General features: G+C 71.7%; 17 protein-coding genes. 3 read left to right on the forward strand and 14 right to left on the reverse strand.

What is annotated here, in order from left to right; genetic code table 11:
- Window positions 1–51: 51 nt before the first annotated feature.
- The 14 genes from QL983_RS00205 to QL983_RS00270 form a co-directional block, all read right to left on the reverse strand.
- Window positions 52–1,512, reverse strand: a complete 1,461-nt coding sequence (locus QL983_RS00205) for a glutamate synthase subunit beta (RefSeq protein ID WP_049147616.1) — start codon at window positions 1,510–1,512, stop codon at window positions 52–54.
- Window positions 1,505–6,157 carry a glutamate synthase large subunit gene (gene gltB / locus QL983_RS00210; RefSeq protein ID WP_049147614.1) on the reverse strand — a complete coding sequence of 1,551 codons (4,653 nt, stop codon included), beginning with the start codon at window positions 6,155–6,157 and terminating at the stop codon, window positions 1,505–1,507. Before gltB ends, QL983_RS00205 begins: the two co-directional genes overlap by 8 nt.
- Window positions 6,158–6,360: 203 nt before the next feature.
- Complete coding sequence (lgt, locus tag QL983_RS00215; RefSeq protein WP_010078757.1) at window positions 6,361–7,344, reverse strand: prolipoprotein diacylglyceryl transferase; 984 nt, start codon at window positions 7,342–7,344, stop codon at window positions 6,361–6,363.
- Window positions 7,345–7,346: 2 nt separating this feature from the next.
- The gene (gene trpA, locus QL983_RS00220) at window positions 7,347–8,153 is read right to left on the reverse strand and encodes a tryptophan synthase subunit alpha (protein ID WP_049147612.1); all 807 of its coding nucleotides are present in this window, start codon (window positions 8,151–8,153) and stop codon (window positions 7,347–7,349) included.
- Window positions 8,150–9,475 (reverse strand): tryptophan synthase subunit beta, encoded by a 1,326-nt coding sequence (gene trpB / locus QL983_RS00225; protein WP_101967470.1) that lies wholly within the window; start codon window positions 9,473–9,475, stop codon window positions 8,150–8,152. Before trpB ends, trpA begins: the two co-directional genes overlap by 4 nt.
- 29 nt (window positions 9,476–9,504) lie before the next feature.
- Entirely contained in the window at window positions 9,505–10,311 is an 807-nt protein-coding gene (gene trpC, locus QL983_RS00230) for an indole-3-glycerol phosphate synthase TrpC (RefSeq protein WP_060973958.1), read from the reverse strand.
- Between the two features lie 5 nt (window positions 10,312–10,316).
- Window positions 10,317–10,640, reverse strand: a complete 324-nt coding sequence (locus QL983_RS00235) for an HGxxPAAW family protein (protein ID WP_036338645.1) — start codon at window positions 10,638–10,640, stop codon at window positions 10,317–10,319.
- Between the two features lie 125 nt (window positions 10,641–10,765).
- A complete protein-coding gene (locus QL983_RS00240; protein ID WP_036338648.1) occupies window positions 10,766–11,371 on the reverse strand; it encodes a Trp biosynthesis-associated membrane protein in 606 nt (201 codons plus the stop codon).
- Window positions 11,371–12,921, reverse strand: coding sequence for an anthranilate synthase component I (locus QL983_RS00245; protein WP_036338651.1), 1,551 nt, complete (start codon window positions 12,919–12,921; stop codon window positions 11,371–11,373). The genes QL983_RS00240 and QL983_RS00245 overlap by 1 nt, the downstream gene beginning before the upstream one ends.
- Window positions 12,918–13,298, reverse strand: a complete 381-nt coding sequence (gene hisI, locus QL983_RS00250) for a phosphoribosyl-AMP cyclohydrolase (protein ID WP_095346679.1) — start codon at window positions 13,296–13,298, stop codon at window positions 12,918–12,920. Before hisI ends, QL983_RS00245 begins: the two co-directional genes overlap by 4 nt.
- Window positions 13,299–13,309: 11 nt before the next feature.
- The gene (locus tag QL983_RS00255) at window positions 13,310–14,317 is read right to left on the reverse strand and encodes an IS481 family transposase (protein ID WP_290150963.1); all 1,008 of its coding nucleotides are present in this window, start codon (window positions 14,315–14,317) and stop codon (window positions 13,310–13,312) included.
- 147 nt (window positions 14,318–14,464) lie between these two features.
- Complete coding sequence (hisF, locus tag QL983_RS00260; RefSeq protein WP_010078765.1) at window positions 14,465–15,235, reverse strand: imidazole glycerol phosphate synthase subunit HisF; 771 nt, start codon at window positions 15,233–15,235, stop codon at window positions 14,465–14,467.
- 46 nt (window positions 15,236–15,281) lie between these two features.
- Window positions 15,282–16,130, reverse strand: coding sequence for an ATP phosphoribosyltransferase (hisG, locus tag QL983_RS00265; protein WP_020627974.1), 849 nt, complete (start codon window positions 16,128–16,130; stop codon window positions 15,282–15,284).
- Window positions 16,131–16,183: 53 nt separating this feature from the next.
- The gene (locus tag QL983_RS00270) at window positions 16,184–16,447 is read right to left on the reverse strand and encodes a phosphoribosyl-ATP diphosphatase (RefSeq protein ID WP_010078767.1); all 264 of its coding nucleotides are present in this window, start codon (window positions 16,445–16,447) and stop codon (window positions 16,184–16,186) included.
- A gap of 126 nt (window positions 16,448–16,573) precedes the next feature.
- Here QL983_RS00270 and QL983_RS00275 point away from each other — a divergent pair, with 126 nt between their 5' ends.
- From QL983_RS00275 to QL983_RS00285, 3 genes are all read left to right on the forward strand, one after another.
- Complete coding sequence (locus QL983_RS00275) at window positions 16,574–17,581, forward strand: IS481 family transposase (RefSeq protein ID WP_290150964.1); 1,008 nt, start codon at window positions 16,574–16,576, stop codon at window positions 17,579–17,581.
- 861 nt (window positions 17,582–18,442) lie between these two features.
- Entirely contained in the window at window positions 18,443–19,864 is a 1,422-nt protein-coding gene (locus QL983_RS00280) for a hemolysin family protein (RefSeq protein WP_036337238.1), read from the forward strand.
- Window positions 19,864–20,880: a CNNM domain-containing protein gene (locus QL983_RS00285; RefSeq protein WP_036337237.1), complete on the forward strand. Its 1,017-nt coding sequence runs from the start codon at window positions 19,864–19,866 to the stop codon at window positions 20,878–20,880. Before QL983_RS00280 ends, QL983_RS00285 begins: the two co-directional genes overlap by 1 nt.
- Window positions 20,881–21,257: the final 377 nt, after the last annotated feature.

Below are 21,257 nucleotides of genomic sequence, written 5' to 3' on the forward strand. Positions count from 1 at the left end.
GCCCTCGGTGGAGGGCGGGCCCGCGTGGCGTCGGAAGATGAGACGGAGGACTCAGCCGAGGACGAGGCCGCGGTCGTCCGGGTCCACGGGGTGCGGCAGTCGGGACCAGCGCTCGAGCGACTCGTCGACCTCCTGCGCGCACGCACGCCCCTCGGCGATGGCCCAGACCACCAGGGAGGCGCCGCGCCCGGCGTCGCCGCACGCGAACACGCCCGGCTCGTCGGTCTCGTACCCGTCCTTCCGGGCCACGAGCCCGCGTGTCACGTGCACGCCGAGCTGCTGCGTGAGCAGCCCCTCCTCGATGCCGGTGAAGCCCAGCGCCAGCAGCACCAGGTCCGCCTGGACCTCGCGCTCGGTGCCCGCCTTGGGCCCGCGCGTGCCGTCCTCGCGGTACTCGGTCTCCGCCACGCGCAGGGCGCGCACGCGGCCGTGCTCGTCGCCGAGGAACTCGACCGTGGAGGCAAGGTGCGCGCGGGCGCCGCCCTCGGCGTCGGCCGTGGTCTGCTGGTGGACCTTGGGGATCGTGGGCCACGGCTGGTGGACGGGGCGCTCGACCGGCAGCTGCTGGCCGATCGCCAGCGTCGTCACGGACGCCGCCCCCTGGCGGTGCGCGGTGCCGATGCAGTCCGCGCCCGTGTCGCCGCCGCCGAGGATCACCACGTGGCGCCCCTCGGCGGAGATCTGGTCCGGGACCTCGTCGCCGGCGACCGCGCGGTTGGACTGCACGAGGTAGTCCATGGCGAGGTGGATCCCGTCGAGGCCGCGGCCGGGGACGGGCAGCTCGCGGGCCACGGGGGCGCCGGTCGCCACGATCACGGCGTCGAAGCGGGCCTTGAGCTGGTCCCAGGGCAGGTCGACGCCGATCTCCACGCCGGTGCGGAACCGGGTGCCCTCGGCCTCCATCTGCGCCAGGCGCCGGTCCAGGACGTCCTTCTCCAGCTTGAAGTCCGGGATGCCCAGCCGCAGCAGGCCGCCGAGGCGCTCGTCGCGCTCGTAGACCACCACGGTGAAGCCGGCGCGGGTGAGCTGCTGCGCCGCGGCCAGTCCCGCCGGGCCCGAGCCGACGACGGCCACGGTGTGGCCGTTCAGGCGGGCCGGCACGACCGGCTCGAGCCAGTCGTTGTCGAAGATCTGCTCCGCGATCGCCACCTCGGTCTGCTTGATGGTGACCGCGGGCTGGTTGATGCCCAGGGTGCAGGAGTCCTCGCACGGGGCGGGGCAGATCCGCCCGGTGACCTCGGGGAAGTTGTTGGTCGAGTGCAGTCGCGCGGCGGCCTCGGCCCAGCGTCCCCGCCGGACCAGGTCGTTCCACTCCGGGATGAGGTTGCCCAGCGGGCACCCGGAGTGGCAGAACGGGATGCCGCAGTCCATGCACCGGCCGGCCTGGGTGCGCACGATCGCCTCGTCCTGGCGGACGTACACGTCCTTGAAGTCCATGATGCGCACCGGCACCGGACGCGTGGGGCGCTCGACGCGCTCCCGGTTCTTCAGGAATCCGCGCGGATCAGCCACGGGTCACCTCCAGCAGTCGGTCCCAGACGGCCTCCCCGTCCGGGTCGAGTCCCTCGGCCGTCGCGGCCTGACGGGTGCGCAGCACGAGGTCGTACTGCCGGGGCAGGACGGTCGTGAAGCGGTCCCACGCGGCGTCGGCGGCGTCCCCGCCGGCCCGCAGGTCGGCGAGCAGCGCGGCGGCGACGGCGGAGCCCGTCTCCGCGCGGTGCAGCTCCAGCAGCTCGGCGATCCGCAGCCGGTCCTGCGCGGACGGCGCCTCGAGGATCAGGGCGTCCTCGCGGACGGCGAGTGGGTTCAGGTCCTCCCGGTCCAGGTCCAGCACCCAGGCCCGCCCGCCGGACATGCCGGCGGCGAGGTTGCGGCCGGTCTCGCCGAGGATCAGCGCCTCACCGCCGGTCATGTACTCCAGGCCGTGGTCGCCGATGCCCTCGGCCACCGCGGTGGCGCCGGAGTTGCGCACGAGGAACCGCTCCCCCACGCGGCCGCGCAGGAACAGCTGGCCCGAGGTGGCGCCGTAGCCGATCACGTTGCCGGCCACGGTGTTCTCCTCGGCCACGAACGGGGCCTCGGCGTCGGGGCGGACGATCACGCGTCCCCCCGACAGGCCCTTGCCGACGTAGTCGTTGGCGTCGCCCGAGAGCCGCAGGGTGACGCCGGCGGGCAGGAAGGCGCCGAGGGACTGGCCGGCCTCGCCCGTCAGGCGCACGGTGATCGTGTCGTCGTCCAGCTCGTCGGCGAGCCGCGTGCTCGTGACGTGGTAGCCCAGCAGCGTGCCCACGGACCGGTCCGTGTTCACGACGGCCTCGTCCATCACGACGGGCGTGCCCGTCGTGAGCGTGTCCCCCAGCCGGGCGATGAACCGGTGGTCGATGTGGGAGGCGAGGTCGTGGTCCTGCTCGGTGGTGCGGCGCATGGGCGCGTCCTCGTGGCCCGGACGCCGGCCGACGGAGGGGTCCGCGAGGATGCCCGAGAGGTCCAGGCCCTCGGACTTCCAGTGGTGCAGGGCCGCGTCCACGTCGAGCAGCTCGCGGTGGCCGATCGCCTCGTCGAGCGTGCGGAAGCCCAGCTGCGAGAGCAGCTCGCGGACCTCCTGCGCGATGAACTCGAAGAAGTTGACGACGAACTCGGGCTTGCCCGTGAAGCGCGCGCGCAGCTCGGGGTTCTGGGTGGCCACGCCCACGGGGCACGTGTCCAGGTGGCACACGCGCATCATGATGCAGCCGGAGACCACGAGCGGGGCGGTCGCGAAGCCGAACTCCTCGGCCCCGAGCAGTGCGGCGATCACGACGTCCCGGCCGGTCTTGAGCTGCCCGTCCACCTGGACGGTGACGCGCTCGCGCAGGCCGTTGAGCATGAGCGTCTGCTGCGCCTCGGCCAGGCCGATCTCCCACGGGGTGCCCGCGTGCTTGAGGGAGTTCAGCGGGGAGGCGCCCGTTCCGCCGTCGTGGCCGGAGATGAGCACGACGTCGGCGCGCGCCTTGGCGACGCCCGCGGCCACCGTGCCCACGCCGGACTCGGAGACGAGCTTGACGTGGACCCGCGCGGTCGGGTTGGCCCGCTTGAGGTCGTGGATCAGCTGCGCCAGGTCCTCGATCGAGTAGATGTCGTGGTGCGGCGGCGGCGACACCAGGGAGACGCCCGGGGTCGAGTGCCGCGTGCGGGCGACCCACGGGTACACCTTGGTCCCCATCAGCTGGCCGCCCTCGCCGGGTTTGGCGCCCTGGGCCATCTTGATCTGCAGGTCGGTCGCGGTGGCCAGGTACAGGCTGGTGACGCCGAACCGGCCCGAGGCGATCTGCTTGATCTTCGAGCGGCGCTCCGGGTCCAGCAGGCGCTCGGGGTCCTCGCCGCCCTCGCCCGAGTTCGAGCGGGCGCCGAGGCGGTTCATGGCGATCGCGAGGGTCTCGTGCGCCTCCTGCGAGATGGAGCCGTAGGACATCGCGCCGGTGGAGAAGCGGCGCACGATCGACTCGACGGGCTCCACCTCGGAGACGGGCACCGGCGGCCGCTCGCCCGTACGCAGGCGCATGAGCCCGCGCAGGGTCATGAGCTCCTCCGCCTGGTCGTCCACGCGACGCGTGTAGTCCTTGAAGACGTCGTAGCGCCGCTCCCGCGTGGAGTGCTGGAGGCGGAACACGGTCTCGGGGTTGAACAGGTGCGGCGCGCCCTCGCGCCGCCACTGGTACTCGCCGCCCACCTCGAGCTCGCGGTACGGGTTGATGTCGTTGCCGTCCGGCGGATACGCGAACTCGTGGCGCGCCTGGATCTCGGCGGCGACGACGTCGATGCCCACGCCGTCGAGCGGGCTCGTGGTGCCCACGAAGTAGCGGTCCACGAAGCGCCGGGACAGGCCGAGCGCCTCGAACGTCTGGGCGCCGGTGTAGGAGGCGACCGTGGAGATGCCCATTTTGGACATGATCTTCTGGACGCCCTTGCCGAGCGCCTTGATCAGGTTCGCCACGGCCTGCTCGGCGGTGACGCCCGAGACCTCCCCCGTGCGCACGAGCTCCTCGGCGGACTCCATGGCCAGGTACGGGTTGACCGCGGAGGCCCCGTAGCCGAGCAGGACGGCCACATGGTGGACCTCGCGCACGTCGCCCGCCTCGACGATCAGCGAGCTCTTGGTGCGGTTGGCCGAGGCCAGCAGGTGGTGGTGCACGGCGGAGGTCAGCAGCAGGGACGGGATCGGCGCCCACTGGGCGGTGGCGCCGCGGTCGGACAGCACCACGTACTCCACGCCGCGGTTGACGGCGGCCGAGACCTGCTCGCAGATCGCCTTCAGCTGGGCGCGGAGCTCCTCGACGCCTCCGGCCACCCGGTACACGCCGTTCACCTTGAGGGTCAGGCGGGTGCCGTCGGCGTCGCGCAGGTGCTGGATGCGGGCCAGCTGGTCGTTGTCGATCACGGGGAACGGGACGTCGACCTGGCGGGTGCGCACCTGCTCGAGGGAGAGCACGTTGCCCTGCGGGCCGATCGCGGTGCGCATCGAGGTCACCTGCTCCTCGCGGATCGCGTCGAGCGGCGGGTTCGTCACCTGGGCGAAGGACTGCACGAAGTAGTCGAAGAGCAGCCGGGGCCGCTTGGCGAGGACGGCGATGGGCGTGTCCGTGCCCATCGCACCGAGCGGCTCGGCGCCCGTCTGGGCCATCGGCCCGACGAGGATGCGCAGCTCCTCCGAGGTGTACCCGAAGATGCGCTGACGCTGCAGGATCGACTCGGAGGTGTGGCGGACGTGCTCGCGCTCGGGGAGCGACTCCAGGTCCAGGAGGTTCTGGCGCACCCAGTCCTCCCACGGCTGGGCGGAGGCGACCTCGGCCTTGATCTCGTCGTCGCCGATGATCCGGCCCTGCTCGGTGTCCACGAGGAACATGCGCCCCGGGGCCACGCGCCCCTTGCGCACCACCGCCGAGGGCTCGATCGGCACGACGCCGACCTCGGAGGCCAGGACGACGAGGCCGTCGTCGGTGACCCACCAGCGGGCGGGGCGCAGGCCGTTGCGGTCCAGCACGGCGCCCACCTGGGTGCCGTCGGAGAAGGCGACGGCGGCCGGTCCGTCCCAGGGCTCCATGAGCATGGAGTGGTACTGGTAGAAGGCGCGGCGGGCCGGGTCCATGGTCGCGTGGTTCTCCCACGCCTCCGGGATCATCATCATGATCGCCTGGGTGAGCGGGCGCCCGGAGAGCATGAGCAGCTCCGCGACCTCGTCGAAGGAGGCCGAGTCCGAGCCGATGGGGCTGATCAGCGGGAACAGGTCCTCGGGGACCTCGCCGAGCATCGGGTGCTTGAGCTGGCCCTGACGGGCGCGCATCCAGTTGCGGTTGCCCTTGACCGTGTTGATCTCGCCGTTGTGCGCGATGGTGCGGAACGGCTGGGCCAGCGGCCACGAGGGGAACGTGTTGGTGGAGAACCGCGAGTGGACCACGCCCAGCCGGGTGGTGAACCGCTCGTCGGAGAGGTCCGGGTAGAACGGCTCCAGCTGGGCCGTCGTCAGCATGCCCTTGTAGACGATCGTCTGGGACGAGAGCGAGGGGAAATAGACGCCGGCGCGGGACTGGGCGCGGCGGCGCACCCGCCACGCCCGCACGTCCAGCGACTGCCCCGGCTCGGTGCCGTCCTGACCGTCCGCCAGGGACAGGAACAGCTGCTCGAACGCGGGCATGGCCGCCCGGGAGCCGACGCCCAGGGCCGAGGGGTCGGTGGGCACCTCGCGCCACGCCAGGACCTGCAGCCCCTCCTCCTCGGCCAGCCGCTCGACGGCCTCCTTCGCCTCGGCGCGCTCGCCGTCGACGGGCGGCAGGAAGGCGGTGCCGGCGACGTACTCGCCCACGGGGGGCAGCTCGGCGTCGACGACGGCACGGAACAGCTCGTCGGGGATCTGGGTCAGCAGGCCGGCGCCGTCGCCGGTGCCCTCGTCGGCGCCCACCGCCCCGCGGTGCTCGAGCGCGCGCAGGGCGGTCAGCGCGTGCTGGACGATGTCGTGGCCCGGGGTGCCCCGCAGGGTGGCGATGACGGCGAGGCCGCAGTTCTCGGTCTCCCGGGACGGGTCGTAGAGGCCCTGGGCGGCGGGGACGTCCGCATAGCGGACGAAGGGATCCACCGGTCCCCCCGCGCGGGGGGCCGAGGCGGGCGAGGATGCCACGGGCATGGTGCCGTCCTTTCCGGAGAGCAGGGGCTCGGACGGGGACGGCGCTGGCCCCGACGCTCGGGGCCGACGGCCCCGAGGTGGAAGAGACGCTACCGGGCGCGACGTCCCACTGTGCGGAACCGGACGTTCTGTGACACGCCGAATGTCCACCATGTGGGACACCGGGGCCCCGGGCGCCCCTCGCGGGCGCGCCGGGGAGCGGGTCAGCGCCGGACGGCGTCGTCCTCCGCCGCGCCCACGGCGTGGGACCCGGAGCGGCCCGCGGCGACGGCGGCGCCGTCGTCGCCCTCGGGGGCGTGCCCGGCGCGCCACACGCTCTGGTGGGCGTGGGGGCCGGCGGCCGCGCCGCGATGGCGCAGCAGGATCCCGACGATGAACGCGAGGGCGATGACGAACACCAGCAGGGACGTCCACACGTTGAGCCGCTGGGTGACGCCGAAGAGCGTGACCATCTCGGCGTCGTCGATGCGCAGCATCTCGATCCACGTGCGGCCCGCGGTGTACCAGGCGACGTAGGACCACAGCATGAGGCCGTGGCGCAGGTGCAGCGCGCGGTCCACGAGGAGCAGCAGCGCGACCCCGGCCAGGTTCCACAGGCACTCGTAGAGGAACGTGGGGTGGAACAGCGTGTCCGGGGCGTAGCCGGCCGGGAAGTTCGGGCTGGCCGGGTCGACCTCGAGCCCCCAGGGCAGGGTCGTCGGGCCGCCGAAGAGCTCCTGGTTGAACCAGTTGCCCCACCGGCCGATGGCCTGGGCCAGCAGGATGCCCGGCGCGACGACGTCGCCGAAGGCCGTCAGCCGCAGCCCGTAGCGGCGGCACGCGATCCACGCGCCCACGGCGCCGAGGGCGATCGCGCCCCAGATACCGAGTCCGCCGTTCCACACGTACAGGATCTGGATCGGGTCGCCCGTGCCGTCGAAGCCGGGCCCGAAGTACCGGTCCGGTGAGGAGAACACGTGGTAGAGCCGCCCGCCCACGAAGCCGAACGGGATGGCCCACAGGGCGATGTCGAGCACGCGGTCCTCGGGGCCGCCGCGGGCGCGCCACCGGCGCTCGGCGAGCCACAGGGCCAGGACGATGCCCAGGATGATGCACAGCGCGTACGCGTGGATCTTCACCGGGCCCAGCTGGAACCCGTCCCACCCGGGGGCGGGGAAGGCGGCGAGCGGGGCCAGGGCGGCGGTCACCCTCAGCCCTCTCGGACCGTGCCGGCCGCGAGCTCGCGGGTCAGCGTGCCCACGGCCTGCGGCCCGCCGTCCGTCAGCGCGCGCACCAGGGCCGTGCCGACGATCGCGCCGTCGGCGTAGGCGCCGATCTCGCGGACGTGCGCCGCCTGGGAGACGCCGAGGCCGACGCACACGTGCTCCGCCCCGGCATCCTGGGCCCGGCGGACCACGGTCTCGGCGACGGTGGACACCGCGTCGCGGGTGCCGGTGACGCCCATGACCGACACCGCGTACACGAAGCCGCGGGAGGAGTCGACGGTGAGGCGCACCCGCTCGTCCGTGGACGAGGGCGCGGTGAGGAACACGCGGTCCAGGCCGTGACGGTCCGAGGCCTCCATCCAGGCGCCGGCCTCCTCGGGCACGAGGTCAGGGGTGACGAGACCGGCGCCCCCGGCCTCGGCGAGGCGGCGCGCGAACTCGTCGACGCCCATGCGGTCCACGAGGTTCCAGTACGTCATCACCAGCACCGCGGCGTCAGTGCGCTGGGTCACCCGTCGGATGATGTCGAAGACGTCGGCCACGTGGAAACCCGCCTGCAGGGCGGCCTGGGTCGCGGCCTGGATCACGGGGCCGTCCATCACGGGGTCCGTGTAGGGCAGGCCCAGCTCGATGACATCGGCGCCGTTGTCCGCGGCGGCGACGACGGCCTCGACGCACTCGTCCACGGACGGGTAGCCGGCCGGCAGGAAGGCGACGAGGCCGGTGCGGCCGGCCGCCTTCGCGGCATCCAGGGCCGCGGCGGTCTTGGAGTGCACGGTCATGCCGGTCACTGCTCCTCTCCGGGGGTCATCTCCTCGAGCGGGTCCTTCTCCTCCGTGGCCGTGCCGAGGCCGAACCAGGCCGCCGCGGTGGCGACGTCCTTGTCCCCGCGGCCGGAGAGGTTCACGATGATGATCCGCTCCTGACCCTCCGGGGCGTCCGGCCCCACGAGGCCCTCGTCCGCCCAGCGGCGGGCCAGGCGCAGCGCGCCGGCCAGGGCGTGGGCCGACTCGATGGCGGGCGTGATGCCCTCGGTGCGCGTGAGCCGGAGGAAGGCGTCCATGCACTCGGTGTCCGAGACCGGCTCGTAGACGGCGCGGCCCGTGTCGTGCAGGAAGGCGTGCTCCGGGCCGACGGCCGGGTAGTCCAGGCCGGCGGAGATCGAGTGGGAGTCGATCGTCTGCCCGTCCTCGTCCTGCATCAGGTACGTGCGGGCGCCGTGCAGCACGCCGGTGCGTCCGAGCGTGATGGACGCGGCGTGGCGGCCGGTCTCGAGGCCCTCGCCCCCGGCCTCGAAGCCGTAGAGCTCCACCTCAGGGTCGTCGAGGAAGCCGTGGAACAGGCCCATCGCGTTGGACCCGCCGCCCACGCACGCCGCGACGGCGTCCGGCAGGCGGCCGGCCTGCGCCAGGATCTGCTCGCGGGCCTCTTCGCCGATCACGGAGTGGAAGTAGCGCACCATGGCGGGGAACGGGTGCGGGCCCGTGACCGTGCCCATCAGGTAATGCGTGGTGTCCACGGAGGCGACCCAGTCCCGCAGGGCCTCGTTGATCGCGTCCTTGAGGGTGCGGGCGCCGATCGCCACGGGGACCACCTCGGCGCCGAGCATCTGCATGCGGGCCACGTTCAGGGCCTGGCGGCGGGTGTCCTCCTCCCCCATGTACACAGTGCACTCCATGCCGAACAGCGCGGCCGCCGTCGCCGTGGCCACGCCGTGCTGACCGGCGCCGGTCTCCGCGATCAGGCGCGTCTTGCCCATGCGACGGGCGAGCAGCGCCTGGCCGATCACGTTGTTGATCTTGTGCGAGCCGGTGTGGTTGAGGTCCTCGCGCTTGAGGAAGATGCGCACGCCGGGGGTGTCCGCGGCGAACCGCGGCACCTCGCTCAGCAGGGAGGGCCGGTTCACGTAGTCCCGGAACAGGGTCCGCAGCTCGGCCTCGAAGGCGGGGTCCTGCCGCGCCTCCTCGTAGGTTCGGGTGAGCTCCTGCAGCGCGGCCATGAGGGACTCGGGCATCCACTGCCCCCCGTAGTCGCCGAAGTAGGGCCCGGCCTGACCCTGATAGGGCCCCTCGAACTCGATCGCGGGCTCGGTGCTCGGACGGTCGGCGCTCATGGCGACCACGCTCCTCGGGTCTGGTTCGGTCAGCGGACGGTGAGGGAGGCGGCGCGGAACGCGCGCAGCGCCTCCTCGGGGGCGCCGTGGCGCACGAGGGCCTCGCCCACGAGCACGACGTCGGCGCCCGCGGCGGCGTAGGCCTTGATCTGCTCCTCGGACTCGACGCCCGACTCGGCGACCCGGACGACGTCCTCGGGCAGCCCGTCGGCCAGCGCGGCGTAGCGGGCCGGGTCGACGTCGAGGGTCTTGAGGTTGCGCACGTTGACGCCGAGGATGCGGGCGCCGGCGGCGACGCCGCGCTCGATCTCCTCGGGCGTGTGGGCCTCCACGAGGGCGTGCATGCCCAGGGACTCGGTGAGCTGCAGGAAGCCGGCCAGCTCGGCGTCGTCGAGGGCGGCCACGATCAGCAGGACGAGGTCGGCCCCGTGGGCGCGGGCCTCGTGGATCTGGTACTCGGTGACGGTGAAGTCCTTGCGCAGGACCGGCAGATCGACGGCGGCGCGCACGGCGTCCAGGTCGGCCAGGCTGCCGCCGAAGCGGCGGGCCTCGGTGAGCACGGAGACGGCGCTGGCGCCGCCGCGCTCGTACGCGCGGGCCAGGGTGGCCGGCTCGGGGATCTCGGCGAGCGCGCCCTTGGAGGGGCTCGCCCGCTTCACCTCGGAGATCACCCGGATCCCCGCGGGGTCGGTGCGTCCGCCGTGCAGGGCCGCGTGGGCGTCGCGCGGCGCAGGGGTGGCGGCCACCAGCTCGGCCAGGCGCGCCTCGGGCACGGCACGGCGACGAGGCTCGAGGTCCTCGCGGACGCCGTCGATGATCTCCTGGAGGACGGACACGCGGATCAGTGACCGTGCTGGCCGCGACCCGCGCCGGCCTTGCCGGCGACGATGCCCACGACGACGCCCACGGCCATCAGGGCCACGCCGATCCAGACGACGACGCTCCAGTCGGCGAGCAGGCCGACGCAGCCGGCCACGAAGCCGACGAGCACGAGCGCCACCATGGCCCACGCGCCGGGCGAGTTGCCGTGGCCGGGCAGCTCGAGGTGGGTCGGGTCGTTGAGCACCAGGCCGTCCTCGGTGACGACGACGTCCTCGACGGCGCCGCGGCGGGCGGCGCGACGGGTGGTGGGCTCGGTGTGCGCGGTGTTCGCGGTGTGGCTCATGGCTGTCCCTCACTGGTGCGTGGTGTACATGACGACTGTCCCTCATTGTGCCATGCGGGCACGGGGCCGGGCCCGCGTGACCCGGGACGACCCGGGCGGTGCGGGGCGGTCCGAGAGACGGGCACTCACGTGGGGTCGTTGCCGCGGGACAGCTCGTCCCACGCGTCCATCTGGTCCACGCGCCGGCGCTGGGCCGCCTCGCGGGCGGACTGCGCGGGCTGCTCCCCGGCGGCGGCCGGGCCGGGCTCGGAGGCCGCAGGCGCCTTCTCGTAGCGCCGGGACGAACGCCAGCCACGGCCCGCCAGTGCCGCCACGACGCCGCACAGCGCCGCGAGCACGCCGCCGGCCGCCGCGACCCACGGCCACGCCGTCACTGCGTAGTCCTGCGCGAGCGCGGTGGTCCCGGTCGCGTCGGCGACCGCGGCGGCCGCCGTCGTCGCCGGATCCAGGGCGGCGGTGACCGAGGTCGAGGCGATCACGACCCCGGCCAGCGCCATGAGCACGCCGACGATCACGGCGCCGAGGCGCCGGGCGGTGGTCAGGGCGAGGGCACCGGCCATCACGACCAGGGCCATGGCGGTGGCGACGGGCGCGGCGGCGCCGCCCGACGTCGTCGCCTCGGAGGCGATCCCGCCGGACAGGCCCGTGGCGGTCACCCAGGTGCGGCCCGCCGTGAGCAGCACGAGCGCGCCGGCGGCCAGCGCGGCGAGGACCACGGTGCGGCGGCGCATCACGCCTGCCCCAGCTCGCCCGCGGTCAGCACGGACCGCAGCGGCGCCGTCGCCTTGGTGACGGTCTCGGCAGTCTCGGCGTCGGGATCGGAGTCGGCGACGATGCCGGCGCCGGCCTGCACATGTGCCTGGCCGCGGTGCAGCGTGGCCGAGCGGATGTTGATCGCCATGTCCATGTTGCCCGCCAGGTCGAAGTAGCCGACGACGCCGCCGTAGGGCCCGCGCTCGGTCGGCTCCCACTCGTCCAGCAGCTGCAGGGCGCGGGGCTTCGGGGCACCGGACAGCGTGCCAGCGGGGAAGGCGGCGCGGAGGACGTCGAGCGCGTCGACGTCGTCGCGCATGCGGCCCTCCACATGCGAGACCAGGTGGAGGATGTGGCTGAACGCCTCGAGCTCCATGAACTGGGTGACCTCGACGGTGCCGGGGCGGCACACGCGCGAGAGGTCGTTGCGGGAGAGGTCCACGAGCATGAGGTGTTCGGCCCGCTCCTTCTCGTCCTCCAGCAGGTCCTTGCCGAGGAGGCGGTCGTCCTTCTCGGTGGCCCCGCGCCGCCGTGAGCCGGCGATCGGATGGGTGACCACGCGGCGGTCCCGCACGGTCACGAGCGCCTCGGGCGAGGAGCCCACGATCTCGTACGGCTCCCCGTCCGGGGTCTCGAAGGAGAAGAGGTACATGTAGGGGCTCGGGTTCACCGTGCGCAGGACGCGGTACACGTCCAGACCGGTGGCGTCCGTGGTGACCGAGAGACGGCGGGAGACGACGGCCTGGAACACGTCGCCGTCGCGGATCGCCCGCTGGGCCTTCGCGACAGCCTCGCGGAAGCCTTCGGCACCCCACCGGTCCTCGGCCTGGGCGGCGACCTCGTCCGCGTCCGCCTCGAGCCAGCGGCGCGGGACGTCGCTGACCGGGTCCGCGGCCGGGGCGGCCAGGCGCTCGGCCATCGCGTCCAGGCGGGCGAGCGCGTCGTCGTAGGCGCGGTCCGCACCGGTGGCCAGGCCGTTGCCGTTCACCGCGTTGGCGATCAGCGTCACGGTGCCGTCGAGGGCATCGTGCACGGCCAGGTCGGTGACGAGGTTCATCGCGAGGTCGGGCAGGCCGAGGTGGTCCTCGGGCGGGTGCGGCAGGCGCTCCCACGCGCGGACCGTGTTCCACCCCAGGAAGCCGGCCATGCCGGAGACGAGGTGCGGCAGAACGCCTCCGACCTCGGCGCGCACGTCCGTGCGCAGCAGGCGCAGGCACGCCGCGAGCACGTCCAGGGCTCGGCCCTGCGTGGGCAGCCCCTCGGGCGGGGTGCCCTGCCAATGCGCCTCGCCGTCCCGCGAGGTCAGGGTGACGGCGGAGCCGGCCCCGATGAAGCTGTACCGGGACCAGGCCGCCCCCGGGGTGGCGGACTCCATCAGGAAGGTGCCGGGGCGGGAGCCAGCCAGGCGCCGATGGATCGCCAGCGGCGTGAGGCCGTCCGCCAGCACCGTGCGGACCACGGGGATCACGCGGGCGGTGTCCGCCAGACGCAGGAACTCCGCACGGGAGGGAGTGGTGGCGGCGGTCATCGGGCGGCCTCCTCGGGGTCGACGGCGGCCGGCGGCATGACGAGCTCGCGGCCGGTGAAGCAGGTGCGGGTGCCCGTGTGGCAGGCGGGGCCGGTCTGGTCCACGGTGAGCAGCAGGGTGTCGCCGTCGCAGTCCGCGTGGACCGCGCGCACCCGCTGCAGGTGGCCCGAGGTCTCCCCCTTGCGCCACAGCTCGCCGCGCGAGCGGGACCAGTAGGTGGCCCAGCCGGTCTCGAGCGTCGCGCGCAGGGACTCCGCGTTCATCCACGCCATCATGAGCACCTCGCCGGTGCCCTCCTGCTGGGCGATGGCGGGCACCAGGCCCCGGTCGTCGAAGGTCACGGTGGCCACGAGGTCGTCGGGCGGGGAGATGCTCATGGAGGTCCAGTCTAGGTGTAGGAGGGCATGACGTTGTTGACTCGGGTCGGTGCCAGTGAGGCCGGAGGAGCGTCTCCGCAGGAGGTATGAGGCCGATGGTAGTTGTAGTGGTTCACCCACACCTGCAGGGCCTCACGCCGAGCTTGCTCTGAGGAGTACGGGCGGGCGTAGAGGACCTCATCGACCATCAGCCGGTTGTACCGTTCGACCTTCCCGTTATGGCGCGGGGTGTATGGGCGGATCCGGTGGTGCCGGCCCCCGAGCGAGACCACCTTCCGGGTGAAGTCCACGGCCCGGTAGTTGTTGCCGTTGTCCGTGATCACCCGGTCCACGGTGATGCCGTGGGCGGCGAAGAACGCCCGCGCCCGGCAGAAGAACCCGATCGTGGTCACCGCTTTCTCGTCCTCCAACGCCTCGGTGTAGGCCAGGCGGGTGAACCCGTCGATCGCCGAGTGCAGGTAGGTGTAGCCGACCCGTCGGCCAGGCCCGCGCTTGGCTGCTCGCGCGTTCTCGGAGTCCCGGCCGTGAGCACGCCAGCCGCCCCCCTCGGGGATGCGCCCGATCTTCTTCACGTCCAGGTGCACCATGTGCCCCGGCCCTCTCGCGGTGATCTTCTGGGGTCGTTGGCGCAGGTCTTCTCCGGCCGGGGTCAGGTCCCGTAGGCGGGAGATCCCGAGTCGGTGCAGCCACCGTCCCACGGTACGAAGACACACCTGGTGGCCTTCGGAGGCGAGGTGGTGATGGATGCGCCGTGCGGACCACTTGCGCTCCCGCCGCAGGGCGTGGATCTGGGCGACCAAGACCGGATCGAGCTGGGCAGGTGAACGGTGCGGCCGGCTGGGCAGGTCCTGAAGGCCGGCTTCTCCCTGGGCGCGGTAGCGGGCGACCCAGGTGGCCACCGTGGGCCGGCTCACGCGGAACTCGGCTGCCACGTGTGCTTGCGGGATCCCGTCGTGCAGGTGGCGGTGGACCATCCTGAGTCGGCCGGTCGGGGTCAGGGGTGCGTTAGCGTGAGTCATGAGTGGGTCTCTTCTGGCAGGTGGGTGGTGTAGGAACTTCCATCCTGCGGGGCGGGGCCCACTCGTCTCATCTCAGCCGGCGCCTCGTGGCAAGAACCTCATGACCCACAACATCTAGGGAGCCGGAGCGGGGCGTGGCCGCCGGGGTCAGCGGACGGTGTGCCCCGCCTGCCGCAGGGCGTCCTTGACGCGGGCGAGCATGTCGTCCGGGCCGAAGTGGAACAGGGAGGCGGCGAGCACCGCGTCCGCACCGGCCGCGACGGCGGGCGGGAAGTGCTCGGGCTCGCCGGCGCCGCCGGAGGCGATCAGCGGCACGCGCGTCACGGCGCGCACGTCCCGGATCATCTCCAGGTCGAAGCCCTCGCGGGTGCCGTCCGCGTCGATCGAGTTGAGCAGGATCTCCCCCACGCCGCGCTCGGAGGCCTCACGGCACCAGGCGACGGCGTCGATGCCGGTGCCGCGGCGTCCGCCGTGGGTGGTGACCTCATAGCCGGAGGCGCAGCCCGGGTCCTCCGTGCGCCGGGCGTCGAGGGAGAGCACGAGGACCTGGGACCCGAAGCGGCGGGTGATCTCCGTGATCAGCTCGGGCCGGGCCACGGCGGCGGTGTTGACGGAGACCTTGTCCGCCCCCGTGCGCAGCAGCCGGTCCACGTCCTCGACGGTGCGTACGCCGCCGCCCACGGTCAGCGGGATGAAGACCTCCTCGGCCGTGCGGGTCACGACGTCGTAGGTCGTGGCGCGGTCCGAGGTGGAGGCGGTGACGTCGAGGAACGTGATCTCGTCGGCGCCGGCGGCGTTGTAGCGGCGGGCGAGCTCGACCGGGTCGCCCGCGTCGCGCAGGTTCTCGAAGTTCACGCCCTTGACCACACGCCCGGCGTCCACGTCCAGGCAGGGGATGACACGCACGGCGAGGCTCACGTCGGCTCCTTCGTCTCGGGGGGCTCGGGCGGGACGGCGCGGGCCGTCAGAGGCGGATCGCGTGGATCGCGGAGATCAGGATGCCGCGGGCGCCCAGGGCGTACAGCTCGTCCATGACGCGGTTGGCGTCCGGCTTGCGGACCATGGAGCGCACGGCGACCATCGTCTCGTCCCGCAGCGGGGAGACCGTCGGTGACTCCAGCCCCGGGGTGACCGCGGTGGCCGCCTCCAGCAGGTCACGACGGATGTCGTAGTCGATCATGACCCACCGGCGGGCCACGAGCACGCCCTTGAGGCGGCGCAGCAACACGTCGAGGCCCTCGGGGCGCTCCCCCGCGCGGCCGATCAGCACGGCCTCCGAGTCGAGGATGGGCTCGCCGAAGACCTCCATGCTGGCGGCGCGCAGGGTGCTGCCGGTCTCCACGACGTCGGCGATCGCGTCCGCCACGCCGAGCTTGACGGAGGACTCCACGGCGCCGTCGAGGTGCACCACCGTGGCGTCCAGGCCGGTGCGGGCCAGGTAGTCGGAGAGCAGGCCGTCGTAGCTCGTGGCGATGCGCTTGCCGGCGAGCTGCTCGGCGGAGGTGAAGGAGCCGACGGGGGCGGCGAGACGGAACACGGAGCGGCCGAAGCCGAGCGCCATGATCTCCTCGGCGGTGTCCCCCACCTGCGCGTCGCAGAACAGGTCGCGGCCGGTCAGGCCGACGTCGAGGGTGCCCTGGCCGACGTACACGGCGATGTCCCGGGGACGCAGGTAGAAGAACTCGACGTTGTTCTCGGGGTCCACGAGGACGAGCTCGCGGGAGTCCCGGCGTTGCCGGTAGCCGGCCTCGGTCAGGATCTCACGGGCGGACTCGGACAGGGCGCCCTTGTTGGGCACGGCGATGCGCAGCACGCGTCGGTCTCCTCGGGGTGCGGTGGGGCGGGCGGGGAACGGGGCCGGCGGCCTCAGAGGTGGCGGTAGACGTCCTCGAGGCTGATGCCGCGGGCGATCATCATGGTCTGCACGTGGTACAGCAGCTGCGAGATCTCCTCGGCGGCGGCCTCATCCGACTCGTACTCGGCGGCCATCCAGACCTCGGCCGCCTCCTCGACGACCTTCTTGCCGATCGCATGGACGCCGGCGTCGATCTGGGCCACGGTGCCGGAGCCCTCGGGGCGCTCCTGCACCTTGCGCGTCAGTTCCGCGTACAGCTCGTCGAAGGTCTTCACGGGACCACCCTAGCTGTTGTGGGTCATGAGGTTCTTGCCACGGGGTACGGGCTGAGATGAGACGAGCGGGCCCCTGCCGCAGGATGGAAGTTCCTACACCACCCACCTGCCCGAAAAGACCCACTCATGACTCACGCTAACGCACCCCTGACCCCCACCGGCCGTCTCAGGATGGTCCACCGCCACCTGCACGACGGGATCCCGCAGGCACACGTGGCCGCCGAGTTCCGCGTCAGTCGGCCCACGGTGGCCACCTGGGTCGCCCGCTACCGCGCCGAAGGCGAGGCAGGACTGCAAGACCGGTCGAGCCGGCCCCATCGCTCACCTGCCCGGCTCGACCCCGCGATCGTGGCCGAGCTGGAGGCCCTGCGCCGGGCCGAGAAGTGGTCCGCCCGGCGCATCCATCACCACCTCGTCTCCGAAGGCCACCAGCTGTGCTTGCGCACCGTGGGGAGGTGGATGCACCGGCTGGGCATCTCCCGGTTGCGAGACCTCGCGCCCACGGGTGAGGACCTGCGCCAACGACCACAGAAGATCACCGCCCGCGGCCCGGGGCACATGGTGCACCTGGACGTGAAGAAAATCGGACGCATCCCCGAGGGGGGAGGCTGGCGTGCTCACGGACGGGACTCCGAGAACGCGCGAGCAGCCAAACGCGGGCCTGGCCGACGGGTCGGCTACACCTACCTGCACTCGGCGATCGACGGGTACACCCGCCTGGCCTACACCGAGGCGTTGGAGGACGAGCGGGCGGCCACGACCGTGAGCTTCTACTGCCGGGCGCGGGCGTTCTTCGCCGCCCACGGCATCACCGTGGACCGGGTGATCACGGACAACGGAAACAACTACCGGGCTGCGGACTTCACCGCCAAGGTGGTCTCGCTCGGGGGCCGGCACCACCGGATCCGCCCCTACACCCCGCGCCATAACGGGAAGGTCGAACGCTACAACCGGCTGATGGTCGATGAGGTCCTCTACGCCCGCCCCTACACCTCAGAGACAGCTCGGCGTGAGGCGCTGGCCGTGTGGGTGAACCACTACAACTACCATCGGCCTCATACCTCCTGCGGGAACGCCCCGCCGGCCTCGTTGGCCCCGGCCCGAGTCAACAACGTCATGCCCTCCTACACCTAGCGACCCGACCAGTCCAGCCCGGACCGCAGTCGGTCATTGTGACGGACGGGACGGCGGGGTCTTCGCCACGCGCTGCACCTGGATGCATCCTTCTTCCACGAGAGTCAGATTCCAGGGGAACCGTCTTGCAGGCCGAGACGCCCACATCACTGTCGGAGTTCTGAAAAGCCCCCCGCTGCATCAACAATCCATGTCGCTTTTTACGCAGAATAAATTACCCTCTCTTCAATTTCTGCGATTTTCCCAAGTGAGGATGATGGGATGAACCAAGGTCTGGTCAAGTGGTTGACGACCGATCGCGCGGCTTCCTCGAAAAGCGTCCGAATCAACAACGGATGGAAACGCTCGGATGGAGATCCACACCACCGCGGGTCGTCGGCATACCCCAGTGGTCGATGGGCCTGACCAAGCGGGCAAACTATTCAGGCGATGTGAGTCAATAACATTTGATAAACGCCGAGTAGATTTGGCGGACATTTCTCATGCAACTTTAAGTCTATGCGCCCGAGGATTAATTAAAAGCCAGGTAAGGTATCTTCTGGCTGACATCGAACCTGTGCGCCATCTCGGCCGTTGAGATACCCATCTCAGCAATCGCCTTCGATTGCCTCGCACGGGTACACCCGATGGGACATCGTGGCGGGCAGAGGCGGGATGCCGGCTGCGAGGCCACACCCCCATCTTGCCCTGAGACCGATTACCGGTGGTAGCGTACCGCCATTATTCATTCGACCCCTTATGGAGCCCCTGAATACATGAGCGACGGCCCAGCCGCCTGCCCTGGTGACAGTCCGAGCGTCACCCCCACCCCACCCCGCAGCTGGCGGGGTCGCCTGCACCTCGTGGGGAGGTGACTCAGGCATGGATCCAGTCCTGACACTGATCCTCGGATCCCTCATCATCCTGGCGATCATCGCCGCCAACGGCTTCTTCGTGGCCCAGGAATTCGCGTACATGTCTGTAGACCGCGTCCGCCTGCAGACCGCCGCCAAGGCCGGCGACCGCGCCGCCGCCCGCGCACTGCAGGTCACTCGCCGCACCTCCTTCATGCTCTCCGGCGCGCAGCTGGGGATCACGGTCACAGGCCTCATGGTGGGCTACGTGGCAGAGCCGATGGTGGGTGCGGCCCTGACCGAGTTGCTCGGCGGCACCGCACTGCCTTCTGAAGTGGTCATCGCCATCTCCACGCTGGGCGTACTGGTGGTGGCCACCCTGGTGCAGATGATCATCGGCGAGCTGTACCCCAAGAATTTGGCCATCGCCAACCCCGAGCCCCTGGCCCGCGCTCTGGCCCGGCCCACACAGATCTACCTCGGCCTGTTCGGCTGGCTCATCTGGGTCTTCGACAAGGCGGCCGAGGTGCTGCTCAAGCTCCTGCGCATCGAGCCAGTGCACGACGTCGACAGCACCGCCTCCGCCGAGGACCTGGACCGCATTGCCCTGGACTCCAGAGCTTCCGGATCCTTGCCCGCGGAGGTCTCCGTCCTGATCGACCGGGTGCTGGACTTCCCAGACCAGGACGTGCAGCACGCGATGGTGCCCCGCTCGCGTGTGGACGAGGTTCAGCCCCAGACCTCCCTGGCTCAGGTGCGCGACCTGATGGCCACCGGCCACACCCGCTACCCGGTGATCTCGAACGAACACGAACCGCTCGGGGTAGTCCACCTCACCGACCTGCTCGGTGAGACCCGGATGGCCCCGGACACCCCCGTGTCCGCCCTGATGCGCCCTGCACTGGTGCTGCCCACGATGATGTCCCTGCCCGACGCAGCCCGGGAGCTCGACGGCTCAGGGCAGCAGATGGCGTGCATCGTGGACGAGTTCGGCGGCTTCGTCGGCGTGCTCACAGTGGAAGACCTCGCGGAGGAGCTCGTGGGCGAGCTCACGGACGAGCACGACCTGCACCCCCAGGAGGAGATCACCGCCACAGGCCTGCACTCCTGGGTCCTGAGCGCAGAGGCCCACCTGGACGAGCTCGAGCGCCTCGTCGGGCACCCCCTGCCCGTGACCGAGGCCGAGTCCGCCGCCGGTCTGACCATCGACGCTCTGGGCCGTCTGCCCCGGGAAGGCGAGGTCATCACGATCGACCTGCCCGAGGACCCACGAGACTTCGGGGCTGAGGAGGTCTACGACCGCCACCTGCAGGTCGAGGTCCTCTCCATCCAACGCAGGGTCCCGGCTCGACTGCGGATCCACCTCATCGAGGTGCCCCGCTCTGACACCGCCGGCAGCCATGCCGCCCACGAGGCCCAGCCCGACGCCACCACGGACGAGGAGCGATGATGCACGGTCCACTGATCGTCATGCTCGTGACCACAGCGCTGATCGTGCTCAGCGCGATCTTCGTCATCATGGAGTTCTCCCTGCTGGGCGCCCGCCGGCACCGGCTAGAGGCCGAGGCAGGACGCAGCCGCGCCGCGCGGGCCGCTCTCAAGGGAGTCGACGAGCTGACCCTCATGCTCGCCGCAGCCCAGTTGGGCATCACCTTGTGCACCTTCGCCCTGGGGGCGATCACCAAGCCGGCCGTCGACGCATGGCTCGGCCCCGTCCTGGAGGACTGGGGCATCCCCGCAGCGGCAGCCGGAACCGCCTCCTTCGTCCTGTCCTTGCTGGCCGTGACCTTCCTTCACCTGGTCATCGGGGAGATGGCCCCCAAGTCCTGGGCCATTGCCCACCCCGAGACCGCAGCCAAAGCCGTGGCCGTGCCCGCACGCGCCTTCGTCTGGACCGTTCGCCCCCTGCTGCTGCTGGCCAACCGGCTGGCCAACCGCCTGGTGACCCTCAGCGGCGTCACCCCCGTGGACCAAGCCGCCGTGGGCGGCTACGACGCAGCGGCCATTCGTCAGCTGGTTGAGCACTCCGCCGCCGCCGGCACCCTGGACCGGCAGAACCATGAAGCCTTGGCCGGTGCCCTGGACCTTCAGACCCTCACTCTCGGGGACCTCCTCCCCCAGGGTCAGCACCCGGTCAAGGTCGCCCCCGACGCCGACGTCGAGGCGGTCCAGAATGCCGCTGCGTGCTCAGGGCACTTGCGTATCCTGGTCCAGCCGGACCATACCCCTGAGAGCGTTCCGGGCGTCGTCCACGTGCGGGACACCCTCACGATGGAGCCTTCTGCGCCAATCCAGCCGCTTATCCAGCAGGCTCTGACGCTGCCCTCCACCACACCGTTGCACGAAGCACTTGCCTCCATGCGCCGCAACAGCCGCCAGCTGGCCGCAGTAACCCAGGACAACCGGTTCACTGGGGTCGTCACCCTCACCGACGTCTTGCGCGGAGTGTTGCCCCGCGCGGCTTGAGTCCACACCTCGGCAACACCACCGCGGGGGCCGCTGAAACGGCCCCCGCGGTGGTGTGGACAAAGAATCAGAATCGGCACAGTGGCCTCGCCCCCCATTCCGGCCTCAATGGGCTCAGTCATGCTCCGACTCACGGGCGTGTAACGGCTAAATCGGTCGTTTGTGGCGGCTGCTCGGTGTGCCGCCCGGTGTCATGTGTGGCTTGCGCCGCTATATGGCGGGGTTCTGTCGGAGCTCAGTGGCGGCCTCCAAGCACGCGGGCAAGAGGGCGCTGCGAGTGAGGCTCACGTTCCGCAAGCCGATCCTTCACCGGGACAGCGGCCGACGGCAGGCCGGAGGAATAGGCGTCGCGATAGGGTGCACCCCGCGCAACAGAA

The organism is Micrococcus sp. APC 4021 (assembly GCF_030407635.1).
GTDB lineage: Bacteria > Actinomycetota > Actinomycetes > Actinomycetales > Micrococcaceae > Micrococcus > Micrococcus luteus.

What these genes read in the sequence shown, in the direction of transcription:
- gltB (WP_049147614.1), bottom strand. Translation starts at nt 6,157, where the DNA reads ATGCCCGTGGCATCCTCGCCCGCCTCGGCCCCCCGCGCGGGGGGACCG.
- trpB (WP_101967470.1), bottom strand. Translation starts at nt 9,475, where the DNA reads ATGAGCGCCGACCGTCCGAGCACCGAGCCCGCGATCGAGTTCGAGGGG.
- QL983_RS00235 (WP_036338645.1), bottom strand. Translation starts at nt 10,640, where the DNA reads ATGAGCCACACCGCGAACACCGCGCACACCGAGCCCACCACCCGTCGC.
- QL983_RS00240 (WP_036338648.1), bottom strand. Translation starts at nt 11,371, where the DNA reads ATGCGCCGCCGCACCGTGGTCCTCGCCGCGCTGGCCGCCGGCGCGCTC.
- QL983_RS00245 (WP_036338651.1), bottom strand. Translation starts at nt 12,921, where the DNA reads ATGACCGCCGCCACCACTCCCTCCCGTGCGGAGTTCCTGCGTCTGGCG.
- hisI (WP_095346679.1), bottom strand. Translation starts at nt 13,298, where the DNA reads ATGAGCATCTCCCCGCCCGACGACCTCGTGGCCACCGTGACCTTCGAC.
- QL983_RS00255 (WP_290150963.1), bottom strand. Translation starts at nt 14,317, where the DNA reads ATGACTCACGCTAACGCACCCCTGACCCCGACCGGCCGACTCAGGATG.
- QL983_RS00275 (WP_290150964.1), top strand. Translation starts at nt 16,574, where the DNA reads ATGACTCACGCTAACGCACCCCTGACCCCCACCGGCCGTCTCAGGATG.
- QL983_RS00280 (WP_036337238.1), top strand. Translation starts at nt 18,443, where the DNA reads ATGGATCCAGTCCTGACACTGATCCTCGGATCCCTCATCATCCTGGCG.
- QL983_RS00285 (WP_036337237.1), top strand. Translation starts at nt 19,864, where the DNA reads ATGCACGGTCCACTGATCGTCATGCTCGTGACCACAGCGCTGATCGTG.